The sequence below is a fragment of the Rhodopseudomonas palustris genome (assembly GCF_003031265.1).
GTDB lineage: Bacteria > Pseudomonadota > Alphaproteobacteria > Rhizobiales > Xanthobacteraceae > Rhodopseudomonas > Rhodopseudomonas palustris_H.
The window spans coordinates 1,390,792-1,409,529 of the sequence record NZ_CP019966.1 but is presented as its reverse complement, the minus strand read 5'-3'; the positions used below and the strand labels follow the sequence as shown (position 1 = coordinate 1,409,529).

Below are 18,738 nucleotides of genomic sequence, written 5' to 3'. Positions count from 1 at the left end.
CTGGTCTCCCCGTCACTTGGCGGCACGCGCTGCTGCGGCGGCACGCAGCGCCGCGCCGTATTCCGGCCGGTTGTTCTGGGCCAGAATGCCGGTCGGCAGATCGGTCGAACGGAACGGCTCATCGACGCTGTCGCGATACGCGCTCGGGCGCATCTCGCTCTTCTGCCGCAGCACCATCTCGGCTGAAGAGCCCATGTCGTTCTTGCGGCCGTAGACTTCGGTGCAGTCCGACACCACTTCGACGAAGGCAAAGCCCGGATGCTGCAGGCCGGCCTTGATCAGCTCTTTCAGCTTCGGCACGTGCCGGGTGACTTCGCGTCCGACGAAGCCCGCACCGGCGGCCGTCGCCAACGCGCAGGCGTCGAAATTCGGCTCGGAATTGCCATGCGGCGTGGTGGTGGTGAGCCGCGTCTCCGACGTGGTCGGCGACACCTGACCGCCGGTCATGCCGTAGATCTCGTTGTTGAGCATCAAGCAGGTGAGCTTGAGATTGCGGCGGCAGGCGTGGATCAGATGATTGCCGCCGATCGCCAGACAGTCGCCGTCGCCGGAAATCACCACGACGTGCAGGTCGGGCCGCGCCAGCGCGAGACCGGTCGCATAGGCCAGTGGGCGGCCGTGCGTGGTGTGGAAGGTGTTGGCGTCGATATAAGCCGATAACCGTCCAGCGCAGCCGATGCCCGACACCACCGCGAGCTTGTCGCGGTCGATGTTCAGCTCGTGGATCGCCCACAGCAGCGCGCGCAACGCCATGCCGTGGCCGCAGCCCGGGCAGAGAAAGTGCGGCATCATCTCCTTTCGGAGATAATCGCGGACGTCGAAATGCGGCGCGTCGCGGAACATCTCAGACCTCCGAAGCGAGCTTGGTGGCAGCGGCTGCGATCTGCGCCGGCGTAATCGGTTCACCGCTGATCAGATGCAGGCCTTCGACGCGGCGGTCGCGAAGCTGACGCTCGATCTCGAGCCGCAGCTGGCCGATGTTGAGCTCCGGCACCAGGATCGCCTTGGCGTTCCGGGTCGCCTCGCGCAACGCGATCTCCGGGAACGGCCACAGCGTGACCGGGCGGAACAGCCCGACCTTCTTGCCTTCGGCGCGGCAGGCATCGACCGCGCGGCGAGCCGCACGGGCGCTAATGCCGATCGCAACGATCACCACCTCGGCGTCTTCGCAGCGCACGGCTTCATAGCTGTCGATCAGATCGCGATGGCGGTCGAGCTTGGCATAGAGCCGGCCGAGATTCCGCGTCACCGTCTCCGGGTCCTGGCTCGGGAAGCCGGTCTCGCTATGCGTCAGGCCGGTGGTGTGGGTGCGATAGCCGTCACCCGGACGCGGCATCGGCGGCACCAGATCGGCATCGGCCGCGTACGGCTTGTAAGCCTCGCGCGGGCCGCTCGCCCATTTGCGGGTCGCGTGCACCGACGTGCGGCCGCCGAGCGCCACGGTCTCGGACGACTGCGCGATCACCTGGTCGTACAGCAGGATCACCGGCGTGCGGCAGAGCTCGGCAAGATCGAAGGCGCGAATGGTCTCGTCGTAGATCTCGCGTGCCGAGGCCGGCGCCAGCACGATCATCGGATAGTCGCCGTGGCTGCCGTAGCGGGTCTGGAAGATGTCAGCCTGCGACGGCCGCGTCGGCATGCCGGTCGACGGACCGCCGCGCATCACGTTGACGATCACGCAGGGAATTTCGGCGCCGGCGGCGTAACCGATATTCTCTTGCTTCAGCGAGAAGCCGGGGCCGGAGGTCGCGGTCAGCGATTTGACGCCGCCCATCGAGGCGCCGACGACCGCGGCCATCGCGGCGATCTCGTCTTCCATCTGGATAAACACGCCGCCAGCTGCCGGGAGCATCGTCGACAGCCGCTCGGCGATTTCCGACGACGGGGTGATCGGATAGCCGGCGAAAAACTTGCAGCCGGCGTCGATTGCGCCCTGGGCACAGGCGGCGTTGCCGGACAGCAGCTTGGCAGCGGCGGCTTTGGGGACGTGACGATCCGGCGCGTTCATTGCGCGGCCTCCATCGCGGGCGCTTCAGTGTCGAGATGGACGCGGATCGCGAAATCCGGGCACAGCCATTCGCACAGCCGGCAGCCGGTGCATTTTTCCGGCGCCACCAGTTCGACGACGCGGTCGGCGTTGAGCTTCAGACAACGCTCGGGACACAGCTTGACGCAGATCTCGCAGCTCTTGCACCAGGCATCGGTGATCTCGAGCCGGGGCTGGTATGGCGTATGCGCCGGTGCCGCCGCAGGCGCGGCATCGGCGGACGGCGACTCGCTCTTGGCGTCCGCAATCCAGTTACGGCCGAGCTCGAATGCGGCCGAATTCACCGCGATCGTCTTCTTCGGCACGAAGGCGGTGACGGTCTTTTCCCATTCCGGCAGCGCGAATTCGAGCACGGTCGACAACGCACCGAGCAATACGACGTTGGCGGCGCGCTCGTTGCCGAGTTCCTCGGCCATCTTGGTGGCATCGATCGCGTAGGCTTCGGACACGTAGGCCGCGACTTGTTCAGCGGTTTCAGTCGAATAGCGCATCGGCGCGCCGGGACGGCGGCTGAGGCAGGCGAACGGCGGCACAATCCGCTTGGTGTCGCAGATGAACACACCGGTGTCGCGCTTCAGATGCGGCAGCCAGCGCAGGCCCTCGGCCCATTCCAGCGCGATCAGCACGTCGGCCTCGCCCTTGGCAATGGTCGGCGACCACACCCGCGGCCCGAAGCGGACGTGGCTGAACACGGTGCCGCCACGCTTGGCCATGCCGTGCACTTCGCTCTGCTTGACCTCGTAGCCGTGCGCCTGCGCCAGCGAGGCCAGCACCTTCGACACCATGATCACGCCCTGGCCGCCGACGCCGACGATCAGCACATTGGTGGGCTCCGCCAGCGCCGCGTTGAACGCCACCGGCTCACTCTCCGCATTCACTGCGATGTTGCTCTGCTCGTTCATTGCGTCACCGCCGGGCTCGCGATCTTGATGCAGTCGATGGTGCAGACCTGGGCGCACAGCGTGCAGCCGATGCACAGCGCGGGATCGATTTTCACCCGGTGCCGCCCCTCGAACCACTCGTCGCTCCAGGTCAGAGCGGGGCAGCCGAGATTCATGCAGGACTGGCAGGCGGTGCACTGGCTGGTGATGATCTCCAGCGGCGGGCCCTTGATCTTGATCGGATCGAGCACGCACGGCCGGTTCGAGATCAGCACCGCGACGCCGCGATAGTTGATCGCCTCGCGGAGTGCCTGATGGGTGGCGGCGAGATCGTAGGAGTCGACCTTCTTCACCCATTTGACGCCGCAAGCCTTGATCAGCGCCTCGTAGTCGACCTGCGGCGCGGGTTCGCCGCGCAGCGTCTTGCCCGTGCCGGGATGCTCCTGACCGCCGGTCATCGCCGTGATGTGGTTGTCGAGCAGCACCACCGCGATATTGGCTTGGTTGTAGACCGCGTCGATCAGCGCCGGCAGGCCGGCGTGCAGGAAAGTCGAGTCGCCGATGGTGGCCACCACCGGTTTGGTCTCGCCGGCCTTCGCCATGCCGATGGCGTTGCCGATCGAAGAGCCCATCGCCACGCAGGTGTCGATGCCGCGCAGCGGATCGAGCACCGCCAGCGTGTAGCAGCCGATGTCGCCGGCGACGCGAGCGCCGGAGGCCCGTACCGCCATGAAGCTCGACGTATGTGGGCAGCCGGCGCACAGCACCGGCGGACGCACCACCGGCTCCGGCACCCATGCGTTGTAGGACGGCGGTGCCGGCAGCAGGCCAGCCTGAACGAAGCCGGCGCGGACAACTTCGGGGGAGAACTCGCCGGCTCGCGGAAACAGCCGCTTGCCTTCGACTTTGATGCCGAGCGAGGCGACCTCTTTCTCGATGATCGGCTCGAGCTCCTCGACCACGAACACCTGCTCGACCGAGGCGCAGAATTCGCGCAGCAGCGTGTCGGGTAACGGCCAGGACGCGCCGAGCTTCAGCACGGTGGCGTTCGGCAGCACTTCGCGGAGATAAGGATAGCAGGTGCCGGCGGTGATGACGCCGAACTTGGTATCGCCCCTCTCGATCCGGGTGATGTCCGCGGTGGCGAGAAAGTCCTTCAGCTTGGTTTCGCGCTCGAGCACAAACAGATGACGGCCGCGGGCATGCGCCGGGATCATCACGTTCTTCGACGGCCGCTCCAGGAAGACGCGCGCCGGCACTTCGACGCGCTCGCCCACCGACACCGTGCTGCGGGTGTGGGACAAACGCGTGGTGCTGCGCACAATCACCGGCGTATCGAACTGCTCGGAGATCTCGAACGCCAGCTTGGTGAAGTCGTAAGCTTCCTGCGCGTCGCTCGGCTCCAGCACCGGGATATTGGCGAGCTGGCCGTAGATCCGGCTATCCTGTTCATTCTGCGAGGAGTGAATACCGGGGTCGTCGCAGACGATCAGCACCAGGCCGCCATTCACGCCGATATAAGTCGCGGTCATGAACGCGTCGGCAGCCACGTTGAGGCCGACATGCTTCATCGCGCACAGCGCTCGGCTGCCTGCGAACGACGCGCCCATCGCGACGTCGAGCGCGACCTTTTCGTTGGTCGACCACTGCGCGTGCAGATCCTCGACCGGATAGGTCGCAAGATTCTCAAGAACTTCGGTGCTGGGCGTACCAGGATAAGCAGCCGCGACACGCACACCGGCTTCCCACGCGGCCCGCGCGATCGCCTCGTTACCGGTGAGCGGGCGAAGCTCTTTGCTTTCGGTCTTTAGAGCGGTGGCGGCTTGCCAAGGTGTATGCATCACGAGCTCCCCCCAAGCGCACGCCGCTGCGGCGATTAGAACTGCTGTAAAGGGGCTCTCTTTCCCAAATTTACCTTCGGTCGTATTTGCGCTAAGTCAACGGGCCCGACAGTTATCGATCAGCATGATCACTACGCGTCCGCGTTTGCGGCAGTGCTTTTGTGCTGAGTCAATTCTGTGCAGTGCAGCGACGATTACTGCTACGCAAGAGCGGATTGCGACGGCGATCGCGCGGATAGTTGGACTTTAGACGAACAGTGAGGACGGCATGACGACGACGGCTCCGGACAGCGTCCAGAACACCCCGGCTCCGAGCAAACCGGCGCCGGAGCGCGGACCGGACAAGCACGTCGAAGCGCGGATGGCACGGATCGAAGCGGCGGTACAGCGCATCCAGCTGGTCATCGTGATGGGCGTCGGTGTCGGCGCGATCCTGTGGTGCCTTGATCTTGCGACGCAATTGATGCCCTTCCCGCCGCCGGCCGCTTGGTACTACGGCGGTCAGGCGGTCGCGGCGCTGATCGGCATGGGCATTGCGTATGCGGTGGCTAAGCTGATCGGCTACCCGTTGGAAGTTCTGAAGCGGGCCTGACCGACCGCCATCGCGGTGCGCGGATTTAGCACCCCTCGGCCTCGCCGCGACGCGGCGTCATCGGCGCGTAAATCTGCTAGGATACCGGGGGCGGTGAGCTTCTTTCGCCCGCGTGGGACACAATGCGTCGAGTTCTCAAGAAACCTGCGGCCAAGCCGAGCCCCGGCCAGGCCCATGACATCGTTCTGTCGCGAGGCGCCGGCAGCGGCGAGGCATTTCGGGCAATTGCGACCGAATTGCTACGCCTGATCGCCGCGCAGCAACCTAAGGTGCGGCGGCGCGATCCGACCGGCGTTCACCAGATGCGGATCGGCTTGCGGCGGATGCGGGCTGCGATCTCGGTGTTCGGCGAGCTGATCGACGGCCGCGACACCCAGCGGATGAAGCGCGAGCTGAAGTGGCTGGCCGGGCGGCTGGCTCCGGCGCGCGACCTGCACCTCCTGGAAGTCAAAATTAAGAGCGCTCAGCTCGGCACCGGCTCGCCGGCCTTCCTGAAGCGGCTCGGATCAGACCGCGGCGCTGCGTTCGACAGCGCCAGCGCCACCGTCGAGCTGCAGCGCTTCCGCAAGCTCTTGACCGATCTGAAGCGCTGGATCGAGGCGGGCGAATGGACCAAGGCGGCGGCCGGCGCGGACCGCCCGTCAGCGGTCGCATTCGCCGAACAGGTGCTGGCCCGCCGCGCCCGCAAGCTCAACAAGCGCCTGGAGAAGCTGGAGCAGCTCGATGACGAGGAGCGGCATCGGGTCCGGATCGCCGCCAAGAAGCTGAACTACGCGATCGGCTTCTTCGAAAGCCTGTTCGACGGGAGGGCCGGCAAGCGGCTGGAGCAGTTCCGTAAGCACCTGAAGAAGCTGCTCGACGCGCTCGGCGCCCTCAACGACGTCGCCGTGCACCGCAAACTCGCCGGCAAATTCAACCGCCGCGCCAAGGACAAGCTAGCCCCCGACGCCGCCCGGCAGCTTGCCGACCTTGATGATGCCGAGATCAGACAGCAGATGAAGGCGGCCGCCAAGGCCGCCGCCAAGCTTGCGGAGGACCCGCTTTTCGGCGATTGACGGCGATCGAGCCGCGCTGAAGGACACGATGCAGCCAGATCCCCACCCGCTCGTCGAGGCGGCGACCAGCACCTCACGCTTCGCGGTGACGCGGCGCTGGCTGACGCGGGTGTCCGAATGGTCGGCCAAGGCGACGTTCCGGATCAAGCGCGGCACGCCGGCGGTGACGATCGCCGAACTCGGCAAGAGCTGGGACCTGACAGAAGCGCAGCGCACCGTCCTGCTGCAGCTCGGCGAGACCAAGCCGGGCGCCGCGTTCATCGACGAGAAGGTCGCCAACATCAACCGCGCCGCGTTCCACCGTTCGGCCTTCGTGCTGAATGCGGCGACGCATCTGATCTTCGTCGACCTCGCCGCACAGCTCTTGCTGTCGGTGTGGGAATTGAAGGCGGTGCTGGTCGCGCTCAATCTGCTGCTGGCGCTGATCGCGCATTTTCAGATGCGCGAGAATTATCGGGCGCTGCTCGCCGGCCCGCGACAACTGCCGAAGAAACGCCGGCTGCTCGGGCTGCTGCGCAACCCCCGCTACAACAAGGCGGTGAAGAAGAGCTCCAGGCCCTATGCGCGTAGCGCCTGGAAGGAGCAGACGCTGTACCGCACCGCGTACTTCGCCAACGCGGTGATCATCTTCCTCGGCTCGCAATTCATTCTGCCCGCAGAGCGACTGATCTTCCCGTTTGGATTCCTGGTCGGAAAGATCACCGGACTGATCACCACCATCGTGGTGTTCTTCGACGGCTGGCGCGGCATCCGAGCCGGCGACGACGCCCGCCTCGCGCGCGAGCGCGAGGTCTCGGTGTACCGCAACCTCAAGATCTGAGAGCGCTACGCGTCCTCGCCGCGAGTGCGAAGAGCGAAGCGAACGAACGGCACCTCAGTGATGCTCCGCTTCGCTCTTACCCCAGGTCAGGAATAGGCCGATGTCTCCCGGGATGCCGTCGGGGAAATCGACCACGCGGGCCTGCAGCACGAAGCCGTGCGGGCGCAGCTCCGACTTCCACCGCAAGTAAATGTCGGCGGCCATGCCGCGCAGCGTGGACGGCCATTCCGGATCGGGCGCATTTACGGCGCGGCCGTGATCGGTGCACAGCTCTGCCGGAAACCGCAACAGCAGGCTTTCCTGCTCGCCCTTCTTGGCGGCGGATCGCGCGTTGCGCAGCAGCTTCTGCCAGGTCTCGTCCGTCAGATGCGAGGCCAGCATGTCGCTGGCGAGACGGTGATGCTTCTCGTCCGCCAGCTCCTTGGCATGTTTTCGCTTCTCGTCTTCTTCGTGCTCGTGCTCGAGCCCCAGCTCGCGGAACGCCGAGGCGGAGAGATCGTCAGCCGCCGGATCATGCGGCGGGGGTGCCGGCGGCGCGACGGGACGGGTCAGCGCTGCAAGCTTGTCGGACGGCGTCGGCCAGGCGTTCGGATCGTCGTGCACGGGATCAGCTCCGGTGTGATTGAGCCCAGTCATGGTCTTGAGCAGGTCGGCGCGGCTGACGATGCCGACGATGTGGCCCTCACGCACCACCGGCACCCGCTTGATCCGCTTCTCGACCAACAGGTCGGCGATGTCGGCGAGTGCCGTGGTTTCTTCCACCGTCACCACCGGGCCGACCATGACGTCCTTGGCGGTGCGGGTATCGGACTTCAGGAATCGGACGTAGTCCGGATGCACCGCCTCGCCTTCCGACAGCATCTGCAGCCACCAATCGTGACGCGCCTCGCGGTCGCTATCGGCGCGCGGCATCAGGTCGCCCTCGCTGACGATGCCGAGCGGCACCCCGGCGCCGTCGATCACCGGCACGGCGCTGATGCCATGCTTGAGCAGCGTCTCGGCGATGGCGTGGACGGGCGTGTCGGGCTGCACCGTCACGATGGCGGTGGTCATCACGTCTGCTGCCTTCATGGGAATCTCTTCGAACGTTGCGGGCTATCGAATGATATGCGGCGTATATGGCGGTCTGATGCGCGATCTACGCGGGACGGCGTTGCCGCGTCACAGCTGGTTTTTGCGAATCTCCGTCAAGCAACCGCCATATTCCGCTGTGCGCTCCGCTTCGGAAAGCCGCAGATAGGGCATCGATCGCGGTCGATCGACGCAGAGCCGACAGGCCGCACCGACATTGGACATTCGACCATAGAGAAAGCCGGGCCGCACTCGGCAAATGACGAGGTATTAATCGTCAACCCTAACAAATTGCGGCGCTTTCTGCCGCGATGACGCCACGCCCCCTGCCGTGCTACATCTCGACTGACGGCGCCTCAACGGTTTTGACATACCTCAACGCACCGTTGCATATGCGTGTTCATTTGATTTTCGACAATGCAGCTTGCGGCAGGCGAAACCTATACACCTCGCGCCGGCCTGCCCTGAATGGAAAGACGTAACATGGAGTATCTCTCCGCGCTCGGTCCACTGCTGATACTCATGTTGTTCGGTGGTGGCTTCGTGATCGCAGCGTATCTCACCTTCGACGATATGCGTTCCCGTGGCGGTTCGTTCGATGCCGCTTCCTTCGTCACCGCAATCCGCTCGACGGTCGATCGCGTCCGCGCGCTGCCGACGACGACGCTGATCATGATCGGCGCGGTCGTGGTCGCGGCCCTGTTCGTCTATCTGGTGTCGGCGAGCGGCTATTATGCCCGCCCGGCCGCCGTGGAAACTAGCGCCGCCCCGGCGGCGGTCGAAACTGCTGCGACGCCGGCCCCCGAGGCCGCTGCGCCCGCTCCGGCGACGAAGGCTGCCCCGGCACCCGCGCCTGCCACCAAGGCCCCCGCCGCCGACAAGCAGGCCACTGCTGCGGCCCCGGCGGCGATCGCCGCGGTGCGTAACGTCACCTCGACCAGCTGCGCCTCGGACGGCTGCCCGGTGACCTGCGCCGCCAACGAGACCCTGACCTCGGCCTATTGCGTCAACGGCGGCGCCGCCAAGCTCGCTGACCAGCTCACGGTCAAGGACGGCTCGGTGACGGCGAAGTGCAGCCCGAGCGCCAGCGCCATCAAGGTCGCCTGCGCCCGCAAGTGATCTAGGGGCGCGCCCGATCGGTATCGGGACAGCACCCAGCCAATCGAGCCCGGCTTCGCGCCGGGCTTTTTGTTGTTCAGCGCCTGACGTGCCGACAGTCGTATTGTCGCGCCTGATGGCCTAACCTCCTGATCCCGAAGAGCCCGGCAAAGCCGGGCGTCTCGAAGGATGAGGAGCCGCATGGCTTGCGGCGCATGGTTCGAGACGGCGCTTCGCGCCTCCCACCATGAGGTTGTGGTTGTTGTAAGAACTCCGAAGCGCGCTCCTGATTCTAACGAACGCGGAACTACTCTAGGGCCGGCCGCGGTCGTGATCGTCGCGGTGACGTTCGATCTCGTCGAGATGCTCCAGCACCCACGTCGCGAGGTGCATGACGGGGACCGAAAGGGATTGGCCGAGGGCGGTCAGCCCGTATTCCACCTGCGGCGGCACCGTCGGATAGACTTGCCGCGTCACCATCCCGTCGCGCTCCAGCGCCTTCAGCGTGCGCGTGAGCATTTGTTGCGACACGCCTCCGATCAACCGTTTCAGCTCGTTAAAGCGGCGCGGCTTCTGTGCGAGGGAGGTGATTGCCAGCACCGTCCACTTATCGCCCATCCTCGCCAAGACCTGGTTGACGCGACGGCATGCGTCATTGGTGCCGGGCGCAGCGGGCGGGGCGGTCACATCCATAGGGCCTGGCCCCACATCTATGCGTTCTTGTGACATGTACTGGTCCATATCACATTCCTGGTCATCGAAACATACTACCGGGAACGTATGATGGTTGACAGGAAGACGATCGCAATTTTCGGCGCGGGCATCGGCCTTGGCGCGTCGCTCGCCCGCCATTACGGCAAGCAGGGCTATCAGGTCGCGCTTGTTGCGCGCCATGAAGGCGCGCTTCATGAGCTGGCCGACAAGCTCAAAGATGAAGGGCTGGAGCTGGCCACCTTTCCGGCCGACCTGACCAATCTTGAAGAGCTACCCGGCCTGGTCGACGCGATCGAAACGCAGGTCGGCGCCATCGATGTAGCAGTATACTCGCCCGTTCCGTCCGAAGGCGGATTCGTCCCCGCTACCCAATTTGACGCTGCAGCGGTGCAGGATCTCGTTCCGATCTACACGCTCGCGCCGATAGAGCTTGCGCATCGTCTGACCATGATCATGAAGAAGCGCGGCGCGGGGGCGATTGTCGTCGTCGGCGGGCTTGCCGCGGTCAGACCCATACCGGGGGTGAGCGGCGCTCCGGCGCTGATGGCTGCCACCCGCAACTACATCCATGCTCTGCACGGCGAGCTTGCGCAGAGCGGCGTCTTCGCCGGCGCCGTCTATATCGGCGCGATGATCGAGGGCTCAACCGGCATGAAGGTCGCCACGTCGGGTGGCCGCACGATCGATCCGCGTTTGCCGACCATCTCTCCGGACACGATCGCGGAAGCGATCTGGAGGCTCACCACGGAGCGCACCCAAGCGGAGGCGATTCTTCCCGCCATCTCGCAATCCTGAGGCCTCGACCATGCTGCGCATCGACCTCTTCACCGAGATCACTTGCCCCTGGTGCATCATCGGACATCACCGCCTCGACAATGTCCTTGCACAACGGTTCCCCGCGCTGGATGTCGACATCCGCCAGCACCCGGTGCTGCTACTTCCCGACGCGCCGGCAGCGGGTCTCTACATCCCCGACCTTCTCCGCTCACGCTACGGAATCACGGACCCGAAGGCGTCGTTCGCGCGGCCTGAAGCTGAGGCGCGGGCGTCCGGCCTTGATCTTGACCTGAACCGCCAGCCGTGGACCTACAGGACACAAGCGGCGCACGGACTTATCCTCGCGGCGCGAACGCGCGGTACGCAGCATCAGCTCGCAGTCGCGATCACCGATGCCCATTTCCTGGACGCCAGGAATATCTCGGACGTTGACGTCCTTGCCGATATCGCCGCGGGCTACGGATTCGATCGCGATGAAGCGCGTGCGATCGCGTCGGACCCCGAACAGCACAGGCGTGTCGAGCGAGAGGCCGCCAAATCCGTAGCGGCGGGCGTGCGGTCGGTTCCCCACTTCGTTTTCGGCGGGCGCATCGCCATCAACGGGGGACGCAGCGAAGATGAGATCGCATCCGCCATCCGTGATGCTGCAGGCGTTGCCGCACCCGCCTCACAGGGGACATCCGGCTCGTCGCCTTAGGGCGACGACCGCCGGCCGGCCCGAAATGCCGTTGCGCCGTGATGCGCGCTCAGCGTGGTCGGCCTGGAGCTTCGTCGACAATGAGATCGCCGAGCAGGCGGTGGCTCGGCTACGTGGCGATCTGGAGACAGGCGCTTGGGACGAGGCCCATGGATCGCTCCGGACCCAGCCGGAATATACCGGCTCGCTCGACCTGTTCGTATCAACCCCGATCGCTTAGTCCAGCGCCCGCGTGTCGATCTTTGCAGTACGACGCGCTTACGATCGCGGCCCCAGCAAAGCGCCGCCCTGCTTTCGCAGGACGGCGCACCGATGACGTCAAGCATCTGAGACGTGGAGCGACCGCTTAGTCGCCCTGTTTGTCGATATTCCAGAACACCGGAGTTGCCGGGCCGTAGACGACGCCGGTGAGTTCCTTGCGCCACACGCTCGGCGCGGTGTACTGGCCGAGCGGGATGTAGATCACCTGGTCGTAGACTTCCTTCTGGATCTCCTCGGCGATCTTCTTCTGCTCCTCGGGCGAGTTCGCGCGCACGAACTTGTCGCGCAGCTCCTCGACCTTGGCGTCTTCCGCCCAGCCGAACCAGCCGCCCTTCTTGCCCTGACCGCCGACCGAGACGTTGGCGACCGGATTGAGAATGTCGGGTCCGGCCCAGTTGGTGAAGAACATATTCCAGCCGCCTTCGCTCGGCGGCTTCTGGCTGGCGCGGCGCGACACCACGGTCTGCCAGTCGGTGGCCTGGACGTCGACCTTGAAGCCGGCGTCACGCAGCAGCTGCGCGGCTACGATCGGCTGCGCCTTCAGGGTGACGACGTCGCCCGGCGCCATCAAGGCGATCGGCGTGCCGTCATAGCCAGACTCCGCGAGCAGCTTCTTGGCCTCGGCCATACCGTTGCCCTTGACCAGCGTCTCGGAGCCGACGTCGGTCTCGAGCGGCGTGCCGCAACCGAATACGGCGCCGCACACCTTGTAGTACTTGGGATTGCCGACCAGCGCGTCGAGCACCGGCTTCTGGCTCATCGCCAGGAAGGCCGCGCGACGGACCTTGGGATTGTCGAACGGAGGATGCAGGAAGTTCATCCGGCCGAGGGTCTGGAAGCCGAGCGGGCTCAGCGTATCGATCGTCAGCTCCTTGTCCTGCGCCAGCACCGGCAGCAGGTCGAACGACGGATTTTCGATGAAGTCGATGTCGCCCGACTGCAGCGCGTTCACCGCGGTCTGTGCGTCCGGCATGGTGATCCACTCGACCCGGTCGACCTTCACCATCTTGCCGCCCGAAGTCCAGTCCGGCGCTTCCTTGCGCGGAATGTAATCAGGGTTCTTGACGTACACCGCCTTGACGCCGGGCTGGAACTCGGACGCCACGAACTTGAACGGGCCGGAGCCGATCTGCTCGGGGATCGGCTTGTCGGCCGGCGTCTCGGCGATCCGCTTCGGCATCATGAACGGCACCAGTGACGACGGCTTGCCGATCGACTCCAGCACCAGGGCGTAGGGCTCCTTCAGCTTCAGCGTGATGGTCTTCGGATCGGTGGCTTCGAGGCTGGCGGTGAACTGCATCAGCTTCTGGCCCATGCCGTCCTTCTGGCCCCAGCGCTTCAGCGAGGCGACGCAGTCCTCCGCGGTGACCGGCGTGCCGTCGTGCCACTTCAGTCCGTCACGCAACGTGAACGTGTAGGTCAGCTTGTCGTCGGAGACTTTGTAGTCCGCCATCTGCGGCTGGACCTTGAACTTGGAGTCCATCGCCAGCAGCGTGTCGTAAACCATGTAGCCATGGTCGCGGGTAATGTAGGCGGTGGTCAGGCCTGGATCGATGATACGCAGGTCGGAATGCATGACGGCGCGGATCGTCTTGGCATCGACGGCCGCAGGCAGCGTCATCGATGCCGCGAGCGCGAACGCCGGCACAGCGAATTTCGACGCAACGGCCGAGCGCATCCAACGCGGTGGATGGAACATTCGATTTCTCCTGACTTGAAACTGATCAGTCACAGATGATTGCTTGTGCAGGGCAGTAAGTCTCCGGGCGCGGCGTCACGCGATCAGCGCATTGCCACATCCTGATAATCGAGACTTGCACCAAGTGTGCCAAGCGTCAATCATCCCGCTCGCCGCTGCCGGCGCTCGGCCGCGTAGTCGGCGGCGAAAATCTTTCGCTTTACAAAGCCGCCGGTAATCAGTCTCGTAATGCCATCAACAGAGAGTGCGCAATGAACCCAGCAAATCTCCCATTCGATTCCGATACGATGCTGCAAGGCCTGCGCGCCTGGGTTGAATGTGAGAGCCCGACCTGGGACACCGCCGCGGTGGAGCGCATGCTCGATCTCGCAGCGCGGGAGATGGCGATCATGGGCGCGACAATCGAGCGCATCGCCGGTCGCCAGGGCTTCGCCGGCTGCGTGCGCGCGCGCTTTCCGCACCCCAAGCAAGGCGAACCCGGCATCCTGATTGCCGGTCATCTCGACACCGTGCATCCGATCGGAACGCTGGCGAAGCTGCCGTTCCGCCGCGAAGGCAACAAGGCATTCGGCCCCGGCATCTTCGACATGAAGGGCGGCAACTACCTGACGCTGGAAGCCATCAAGCAGCTCGCCCGCGCCTCGTTCACGACGCCGCTGCCGATCACCATCCTGTTCACGCCGGACGAAGAAGTCGGTACGCCGTCGACCCGTGACATCATCGAAGCCGAGGCGGCACGCAACAAATACGTGCTGGTGCCGGAGCCCGGACGCCCCGACAACGGCGTCGTCACCGGCCGCTACGCGATCGCGCGATTCAACCTGGAGGCGATCGGCAAGCCGAGCCACGCCGGCGCAACGTTGTCGTCTGGACGTTCCGCCATACGGGAAATGGCCAAGCAGATTCTGGCGATCGATGCGATGACCACGGAAGATTGCACCTTCAGCGTCGGCATCGTGCACGGGGGCCAATGGGTGAACTGCGTCGCCACCACCTGCACCGGCGAAGCGCTCAGCATGGCCAAGCGACAGGCAGATCTCGACCGCGGCGTCGAACGCATGCTGGCGCTGCAAGGCAGCAGCAGCGACGTCACCTTCAACGTGACGCGCGGTGTGACCCGCCCGGTGTGGGAGCCGGATGCCGGCACCCTGGCACTGTACGACAAGGCGCGCGCGGTCGCTGCGCAGCTCGGCGTCGGCCTGCCGCACGGCAGCGCCGGCGGCGGCTCCGACGGCAACTTCACCGGCGCGATGGGCATTCCCACGCTCGATGGTCTCGGCGTGCGTGGCGCCGACGCGCACACGCTGAACGAGCACATCGAAATTGACAGCCTTGCCGAGCGAGGCCGGCTGATGGCGGGACTGCTCGCGACGCTGGAGTGAGCGCGGACCTGTGCAAATCAGATCGCACCGGCTTGCAGCCCTGGCACGGGACTTGCTGAACTCCGAGGGTGATTTCGACGGCTTCAAGCGCAGGTGATGATGACGAACCGCATCTTCGGGATAAGTTTCGCTAATCGTCGATCCAAATCCATGATGGAGCGCCGATGCTCGGCTATCTGATCCGTCGTTTGCTGGCGGCCATCCCGGTGATGGGTGTGGTCGCACTGTTCGTGTTCCTGCTGCTGCGCCTGACACCGGGCGATCCCGCCGCGATCATTGCCGGCGACAGCGCCACCCCTGAACAATTGATGCGCATCCGCACGTCGCTCGGCCTCAACGAGCCGCTTTACGTGCAGTTCTTCACCTGGGTCGGACGGCTGCTGCACGGCGACCTCGGCGTCTCGCTGATCTCGCAGGTGCCGGTGCTGCAGATGATCGGCCAGCGTATCGAGCCGACCATCACGGTGGCGCTGTCGACCATCGTCCTGTCGGTCATCGTCGCGGTTCCGCTCGGCGTCGTCGCCGCGTGGAAACACGGTACCTGGGTCGACCGCTTCGTGATGGGCCTGTCGGTGATCGGCTTCTCGGTGCCGGTGTTCGTGATCGGCTATGTGCTGATCCAGATCTTCGCGATCGAGCTGCGCTGGCTGCCGGTGCAGGGCTTCCGCCCGATGGCGCGCGGCTTCGGCCCGTTCGCCGAGCGGCTGGTGCTGCCGACGCTGACGCTGTCCTTCATCTACATCGCGCTAATCGCACGGATGACACGCGCGGCGATGCTCGACGTGCTCGGCGAGGATTATGTCCGCACCGCGCGCGCCAAGGGCATCACCGAGAGCCGCGTGCTGCTGCGCCACGCGCTGCGCAATGCGGCGGTGCCAGTGATCACCGTGATCGGGACCGGCTTTGCGCTGTTGATCTCCGGCGTCGTCGTCACCGAGAGCGTGTTCAACCTGCCCGGCATCGGCCGCCTCACCGTCGATGCGGTGCTGGCGCGCGACTACCCGGTGATCCAGGGCATGATCCTGCTGACCAGCGGCATCTACGTCGCGGTCAATCTGTTGATCGATCTGGCCTACACGCTGCTCGATCCCCGTATCCGGTACTGAGGGCGCGCGCACCATGGCGATCGATACCATGTCCGAACCGACCCTCCCGGTGCCGCGCCCGATGCGTCCGCGGCTCGGCTTCCTGCTGTCGACGCCGATCATCGCCGTCGCCACCATCTGTCTGACGCTGGTCGTGCTGATGGCGATCTTCGCGCCGTGGCTGGCGCCACACGATCCGGTGAAGCTGGCGCCGGCGCTAAGGCTCAAGCCGCCGAGCGCCGAATTCCTGCTCGGCACCGATGCCTATGGCCGCGATCTGCTGTCGCGGATCATCTATGGCGGCCGGGTGTCGCTGCTGATCGGCGTCGGCTCGGCGATCGTCGCCATCGCGATCGGCCTCGTTATCGGCCTGGTCGCCGGCTTCTTCCGCTGGGTCGACGCGGTGATGATGCGGGTGATGGACGGCCTGATGGCGATCCCCAGCGTGCTGCTGGCAATCGCCGTGGTGTCGCTGTCCGGCGCCAGCCTGACCACGGTGCTGATCGCCATCACCATCCCGGAGATCCCGCGCGTCGCCCGGCTGGTCCGCTCGGTGGTGCTCACCGCGCGCGAAGAGCCCTATGTCGAAGCTGCGATCTCGCTGGGCTCCAGCCTGCCGAAGATCATGGCGCGGCACCTGATGCCGAACACGGTGGCGCCGCTGATCGTACAGGGCACCTATATCGCCGCCTCGGCGATCCTCACCGAAGCGATCCTGTCGTTCCTCGGTGCCGGCATCAGCCCGGAGACGCCGACCTGGGGCAACATCATGGCCGAGGGCCGCGCCTACTTTCAGATCAAACCGATGCTGATCTTCTGGCCCGGCCTGCTGCTGTCGATCGCGATCCTGTCCGTCAACCTGATCGGCGACGCCGCCCGCGACGCGCTCGACCCGCGGATGAAACAGCGCGAGGGTTCGCGATGAGAGCCGGTCCAAAGCTTAGTCCGTCATTGCGGAACGCGAATCGACGAAGCAGTGACGTGGAGGCATCCCGATGACCGACAACGTCCTCGAAATCGACAACCTCGTCGTCCGCCTCGGCCGCAGCAATGACGGCGACAAGGTGATCGACGGCATCTCGCTCACCGTGCGGGCCGGCGAGACGATGTGCCTGGTCGGCGAAAGCGGCTCGGGCAAATCGGTGACGTCGCTCGCCACCATGGGGCTGCTGCCGAAGGGCGCGCTGCATGCCTCCGGCGGCGAGATCCGACTCGCCGGCGAGAACGTGCTGGCCGCCAGCGAGCGGCGCCTGCGCCAGCTCCGCGCGTCGCGGATGGCGATGATCTTCCAGGAGCCGATGACGGCACTGAATCCGGTGGTGCCGGTCGGCAAGCAGATCGACGAGGTGTTGCGCTTCCACACCGACCTGCCCGCCCGCGAGCGCCGCCGCCGCATCCTCGACATGATGCAGCAGGTACGGCTGCCGGATGTCGAGCGGATCTTCGCATCCTATCCGCACCGGCTCTCGGGCGGTCAGCGCCAGCGCATCATGATCGCGATGGCGCTGGTGCTTGAGCCCAAGCTGCTGATCGCCGACGAGCCGACCACCGCGCTCGACGTCACCACCCAGAAGCAGATCCTGACGCTGATCCGCGAGCTGCAGCAGGCGCACGGCACCGCGGTGCTGTTCATCACCCACGACATGGGCGTGGTGGCCGAGATCGCCGATCGCGTCGCGGTGATGCGGCAAGGCCGGCTGGTGGAGACCGGCCCGCTCGAGACGGTGCTGCGCCGTCCGCAGATGGACTACACCCGCAACCTGCTGTCGGCGGTGCCGAGCCTGGTGCCGCGGCCGCCGCGCGGCGTCGCCAAGACGCCGGTGGTGCTGGAGGCCAACGAGCTCGGCAAGGTGTATCGCGAGCGCTCCCTGCTCGGCCGCCAGCGCGAGGTGGTCGCGGCGCAGGACGTGACGCTGACGCTGCACAAGGGGCGCACGCTCGGTATCGTCGGCGAAAGCGGCTCAGGCAAATCCACCGTGGCACGCTGCATCGTTCGGCTGATCGATCCGACCTCGGGCGGCATCCGGCTCGCCGGCCGCGAGATCTCCGACCTTTCGCGCCGCTTGCTGCGGCCGCACCGCAAGAAGATCCAGATCGTATTCCAGGACCCGTACCGCTCGCTCAATCCGCGCGTCAGCGTCGGTGAGAGCATTGCGGAAGGGCCGATCAATTACGGCGTGCCGCGGACGCAAGCGCTCGCCAAGGCGCGGCAACTGCTCGAGCTGGTGCATCTGCCGGCGGATGCGATCTCGCGCTTTCCCCATCAGTTCTCCGGCGGCCAACGCCAGCGCATCGCGATCGCCCGCGCGCTGGCGCTCGATCCCGACGTGCTGGTCGCCGACGAGGCGGTGTCGGCGCTCGACGTCTCAGTGCAGGCGCAGGTGCTGAATCTGCTCGACGAGATTCAGACCCGGCTCGGCATCGCGCTGCTGTTCATCACCCACGACCTGCGCGTCGCAGCGCAGATCTGCGACGATGTCGCAGTGATGGAGAAAGGCCGCGTCGTCGAACAAGGACCGGCCGGCGAAGTGCTGACCCACCCCAAGCAAGCCTACACCCGCCAACTGCTCGAAGCCGCTCCCGGCCGGCATTGGGACTTCGCTAACTTCCGCCCGGTCAGCGAAGCGCCGGCAGCGATGGTGAGCTAACCCCCTCTCCCCGCTCTTTCCGGGGCGCCGCGCAGCGGCGAGCCCGGAATCCATAACCACCGCCAGGGGA

At 65.6% G+C, this 18,738-nt stretch carries 18 protein-coding genes; 11 read left to right on the top strand and 7 right to left on the bottom strand.

The genetic code is table 11. From position 1 onward, the window contains the following. Positions 1 to 12: 12 nt before the first annotated feature. Genes RPPS3_RS06585 through iorA form a run of 4 tightly spaced genes read right to left on the bottom strand, consistent with a single transcriptional unit; the run spans position 13 to position 4,769 of the window. Positions 13 to 843, bottom strand: coding sequence for a thiamine pyrophosphate-dependent enzyme (locus tag RPPS3_RS06585; RefSeq protein WP_107343378.1), 831 nt, complete (start codon positions 841 to 843; stop codon positions 13 to 15). Between the two features lies 1 nt (position 844). Next, on the bottom strand, positions 845 to 2,008 hold the full coding sequence (locus tag RPPS3_RS06580) for a 2-oxoacid:acceptor oxidoreductase subunit alpha (protein ID WP_107343377.1): 1,164 nt from the start codon (positions 2,006 to 2,008) through the stop codon (positions 845 to 847). Next, on the bottom strand, positions 2,005 to 2,949 hold the full coding sequence (locus tag RPPS3_RS06575; protein ID WP_107343376.1) for a 2-oxoacid:acceptor oxidoreductase family protein: 945 nt from the start codon (positions 2,947 to 2,949) through the stop codon (positions 2,005 to 2,007). Before RPPS3_RS06575 ends, RPPS3_RS06580 begins: the two co-directional genes overlap by 4 nt. Next, complete coding sequence (iorA, locus tag RPPS3_RS06570) at positions 2,946 to 4,769, bottom strand: indolepyruvate ferredoxin oxidoreductase subunit alpha (protein WP_107343375.1); 1,824 nt, start codon at positions 4,767 to 4,769, stop codon at positions 2,946 to 2,948. Before iorA ends, RPPS3_RS06575 begins: the two co-directional genes overlap by 4 nt. A gap of 268 nt (positions 4,770 to 5,037) precedes the next feature. On the opposite strand from iorA, the gene RPPS3_RS06565 reads away from it, so the two are divergent. The 3 genes from RPPS3_RS06565 (at position 5,038) to RPPS3_RS06555 (ending at position 7,236) form a co-directional block, all read left to right on the top strand. After that, complete coding sequence (locus tag RPPS3_RS06565; RefSeq protein ID WP_107343374.1) at positions 5,038 to 5,361, top strand: hypothetical protein; 324 nt, start codon at positions 5,038 to 5,040, stop codon at positions 5,359 to 5,361. Between the two features lie 122 nt (positions 5,362 to 5,483). Beyond that, positions 5,484 to 6,416 (top strand): CHAD domain-containing protein, encoded by a 933-nt coding sequence (locus tag RPPS3_RS06560; protein ID WP_107343373.1) that lies wholly within the window; start codon positions 5,484 to 5,486, stop codon positions 6,414 to 6,416. Positions 6,417 to 6,444: 28 nt separating this feature from the next. Further along, positions 6,445 to 7,236, top strand: coding sequence for a hypothetical protein (locus tag RPPS3_RS06555; protein WP_107343372.1), 792 nt, complete (start codon positions 6,445 to 6,447; stop codon positions 7,234 to 7,236). Positions 7,237 to 7,290: 54 nt separating this feature from the next. Here RPPS3_RS06555 and RPPS3_RS06550 read toward each other — a convergent pair whose 3' ends face one another. Continuing rightward, positions 7,291 to 8,307, bottom strand: a complete 1,017-nt coding sequence (locus RPPS3_RS06550; RefSeq protein ID WP_107343371.1) for a CBS domain-containing protein — start codon at positions 8,305 to 8,307, stop codon at positions 7,291 to 7,293. Positions 8,308 to 8,790: 483 nt separating this feature from the next. Between RPPS3_RS06550 and RPPS3_RS06545 the strand changes: the two genes are divergently transcribed. Next, positions 8,791 to 9,426 carry a hypothetical protein gene (locus tag RPPS3_RS06545; RefSeq protein WP_107343370.1) on the top strand — a complete coding sequence of 212 codons (636 nt, stop codon included), beginning with the start codon at positions 8,791 to 8,793 and terminating at the stop codon, positions 9,424 to 9,426. A 291-nt stretch (positions 9,427 to 9,717) separates the two neighbouring features. On the opposite strand, the gene RPPS3_RS06540 is transcribed toward RPPS3_RS06545, so the two are convergent. Beyond that, positions 9,718 to 10,146, bottom strand: coding sequence for a winged helix-turn-helix transcriptional regulator (locus tag RPPS3_RS06540; RefSeq protein ID WP_415193405.1), 429 nt, complete (start codon positions 10,144 to 10,146; stop codon positions 9,718 to 9,720). 42 nt (positions 10,147 to 10,188) lie between these two features. On the opposite strand from RPPS3_RS06540, the gene RPPS3_RS06535 reads away from it, so the two are divergent. From RPPS3_RS06535 to RPPS3_RS06525, 3 genes are read left to right on the top strand one after another with little or no spacing between them, the layout of a single operon-like run. Next, positions 10,189 to 10,914: an SDR family NAD(P)-dependent oxidoreductase gene (locus RPPS3_RS06535; protein ID WP_107346469.1), complete on the top strand. Its 726-nt coding sequence runs from the start codon at positions 10,189 to 10,191 to the stop codon at positions 10,912 to 10,914. 10 nt (positions 10,915 to 10,924) lie between these two features. After that, on the top strand, positions 10,925 to 11,593 hold the full coding sequence (locus RPPS3_RS06530) for a DsbA family oxidoreductase (RefSeq protein WP_107343368.1): 669 nt from the start codon (positions 10,925 to 10,927) through the stop codon (positions 11,591 to 11,593). A gap of 25 nt (positions 11,594 to 11,618) precedes the next feature. After that, entirely contained in the window at positions 11,619 to 11,813 is a 195-nt protein-coding gene (locus RPPS3_RS06525; RefSeq protein ID WP_159060650.1) for a hypothetical protein, read from the top strand. Between the two features lie 126 nt (positions 11,814 to 11,939). Here RPPS3_RS06525 and RPPS3_RS06520 read toward each other — a convergent pair whose 3' ends face one another. Next, positions 11,940 to 13,553: an ABC transporter substrate-binding protein gene (locus RPPS3_RS06520; RefSeq protein ID WP_107343366.1), complete on the bottom strand. Its 1,614-nt coding sequence runs from the start codon at positions 13,551 to 13,553 to the stop codon at positions 11,940 to 11,942. A 251-nt stretch (positions 13,554 to 13,804) separates the two neighbouring features. On the opposite strand from RPPS3_RS06520, the gene RPPS3_RS06515 reads away from it, so the two are divergent. The 4 genes from RPPS3_RS06515 (at position 13,805) to RPPS3_RS06500 (ending at position 18,668) form a co-directional block, all read left to right on the top strand. After that, positions 13,805 to 14,935 (top strand): M20/M25/M40 family metallo-hydrolase, encoded by a 1,131-nt coding sequence (locus RPPS3_RS06515; protein WP_107343365.1) that lies wholly within the window; start codon positions 13,805 to 13,807, stop codon positions 14,933 to 14,935. A gap of 164 nt (positions 14,936 to 15,099) precedes the next feature. Then, positions 15,100 to 16,041: an ABC transporter permease gene (locus RPPS3_RS06510; protein WP_107343364.1), complete on the top strand. Its 942-nt coding sequence runs from the start codon at positions 15,100 to 15,102 to the stop codon at positions 16,039 to 16,041. A gap of 13 nt (positions 16,042 to 16,054) precedes the next feature. After that, on the top strand, positions 16,055 to 16,945 hold the full coding sequence (locus RPPS3_RS06505; protein ID WP_107343363.1) for an ABC transporter permease: 891 nt from the start codon (positions 16,055 to 16,057) through the stop codon (positions 16,943 to 16,945). Between the two features lie 70 nt (positions 16,946 to 17,015). Beyond that, positions 17,016 to 18,668 carry an ABC transporter ATP-binding protein gene (locus tag RPPS3_RS06500; protein ID WP_107343362.1) on the top strand — a complete coding sequence of 551 codons (1,653 nt, stop codon included), beginning with the start codon at positions 17,016 to 17,018 and terminating at the stop codon, positions 18,666 to 18,668. The last annotated feature ends 70 nt before the right edge of the window (positions 18,669 to 18,738 follow it).

What these genes read in the sequence shown, in the direction of transcription:
- RPPS3_RS06585 (WP_107343378.1), bottom strand. Translation starts at nt 843, where the DNA reads ATGTTCCGCGACGCGCCGCATTTCGACGTCCGCGATTATCTCCGAAAG.
- RPPS3_RS06580 (WP_107343377.1), bottom strand. Translation starts at nt 2,008, where the DNA reads ATGAACGCGCCGGATCGTCACGTCCCCAAAGCCGCCGCTGCCAAGCTG.
- RPPS3_RS06575 (WP_107343376.1), bottom strand. Translation starts at nt 2,949, where the DNA reads ATGAACGAGCAGAGCAACATCGCAGTGAATGCGGAGAGTGAGCCGGTG.
- iorA (WP_107343375.1), bottom strand. Translation starts at nt 4,769, where the DNA reads ATGCATACACCTTGGCAAGCCGCCACCGCTCTAAAGACCGAAAGCAAA.
- RPPS3_RS06565 (WP_107343374.1), top strand. Translation starts at nt 5,038, where the DNA reads ATGACGACGACGGCTCCGGACAGCGTCCAGAACACCCCGGCTCCGAGC.
- RPPS3_RS06560 (WP_107343373.1), top strand. Translation starts at nt 5,484, where the DNA reads ATGCGTCGAGTTCTCAAGAAACCTGCGGCCAAGCCGAGCCCCGGCCAG.
- RPPS3_RS06555 (WP_107343372.1), top strand. Translation starts at nt 6,445, where the DNA reads ATGCAGCCAGATCCCCACCCGCTCGTCGAGGCGGCGACCAGCACCTCA.
- RPPS3_RS06550 (WP_107343371.1), bottom strand. Translation starts at nt 8,307, where the DNA reads ATGAAGGCAGCAGACGTGATGACCACCGCCATCGTGACGGTGCAGCCC.
- RPPS3_RS06545 (WP_107343370.1), top strand. Translation starts at nt 8,791, where the DNA reads ATGGAGTATCTCTCCGCGCTCGGTCCACTGCTGATACTCATGTTGTTC.
- RPPS3_RS06540 (WP_415193405.1), bottom strand. Translation starts at nt 10,146, where the DNA reads ATGGACCAGTACATGTCACAAGAACGCATAGATGTGGGGCCAGGCCCT.
- RPPS3_RS06535 (WP_107346469.1), top strand. Translation starts at nt 10,189, where the DNA reads ATGGTTGACAGGAAGACGATCGCAATTTTCGGCGCGGGCATCGGCCTT.
- RPPS3_RS06530 (WP_107343368.1), top strand. Translation starts at nt 10,925, where the DNA reads ATGCTGCGCATCGACCTCTTCACCGAGATCACTTGCCCCTGGTGCATC.
- RPPS3_RS06525 (WP_159060650.1), top strand. Translation starts at nt 11,619, where the DNA reads ATGCCGTTGCGCCGTGATGCGCGCTCAGCGTGGTCGGCCTGGAGCTTC.
- RPPS3_RS06520 (WP_107343366.1), bottom strand. Translation starts at nt 13,553, where the DNA reads ATGTTCCATCCACCGCGTTGGATGCGCTCGGCCGTTGCGTCGAAATTC.
- RPPS3_RS06515 (WP_107343365.1), top strand. Translation starts at nt 13,805, where the DNA reads ATGAACCCAGCAAATCTCCCATTCGATTCCGATACGATGCTGCAAGGC.
- RPPS3_RS06510 (WP_107343364.1), top strand. Translation starts at nt 15,100, where the DNA reads ATGCTCGGCTATCTGATCCGTCGTTTGCTGGCGGCCATCCCGGTGATG.
- RPPS3_RS06505 (WP_107343363.1), top strand. Translation starts at nt 16,055, where the DNA reads ATGGCGATCGATACCATGTCCGAACCGACCCTCCCGGTGCCGCGCCCG.
- RPPS3_RS06500 (WP_107343362.1), top strand. Translation starts at nt 17,016, where the DNA reads ATGACCGACAACGTCCTCGAAATCGACAACCTCGTCGTCCGCCTCGGC.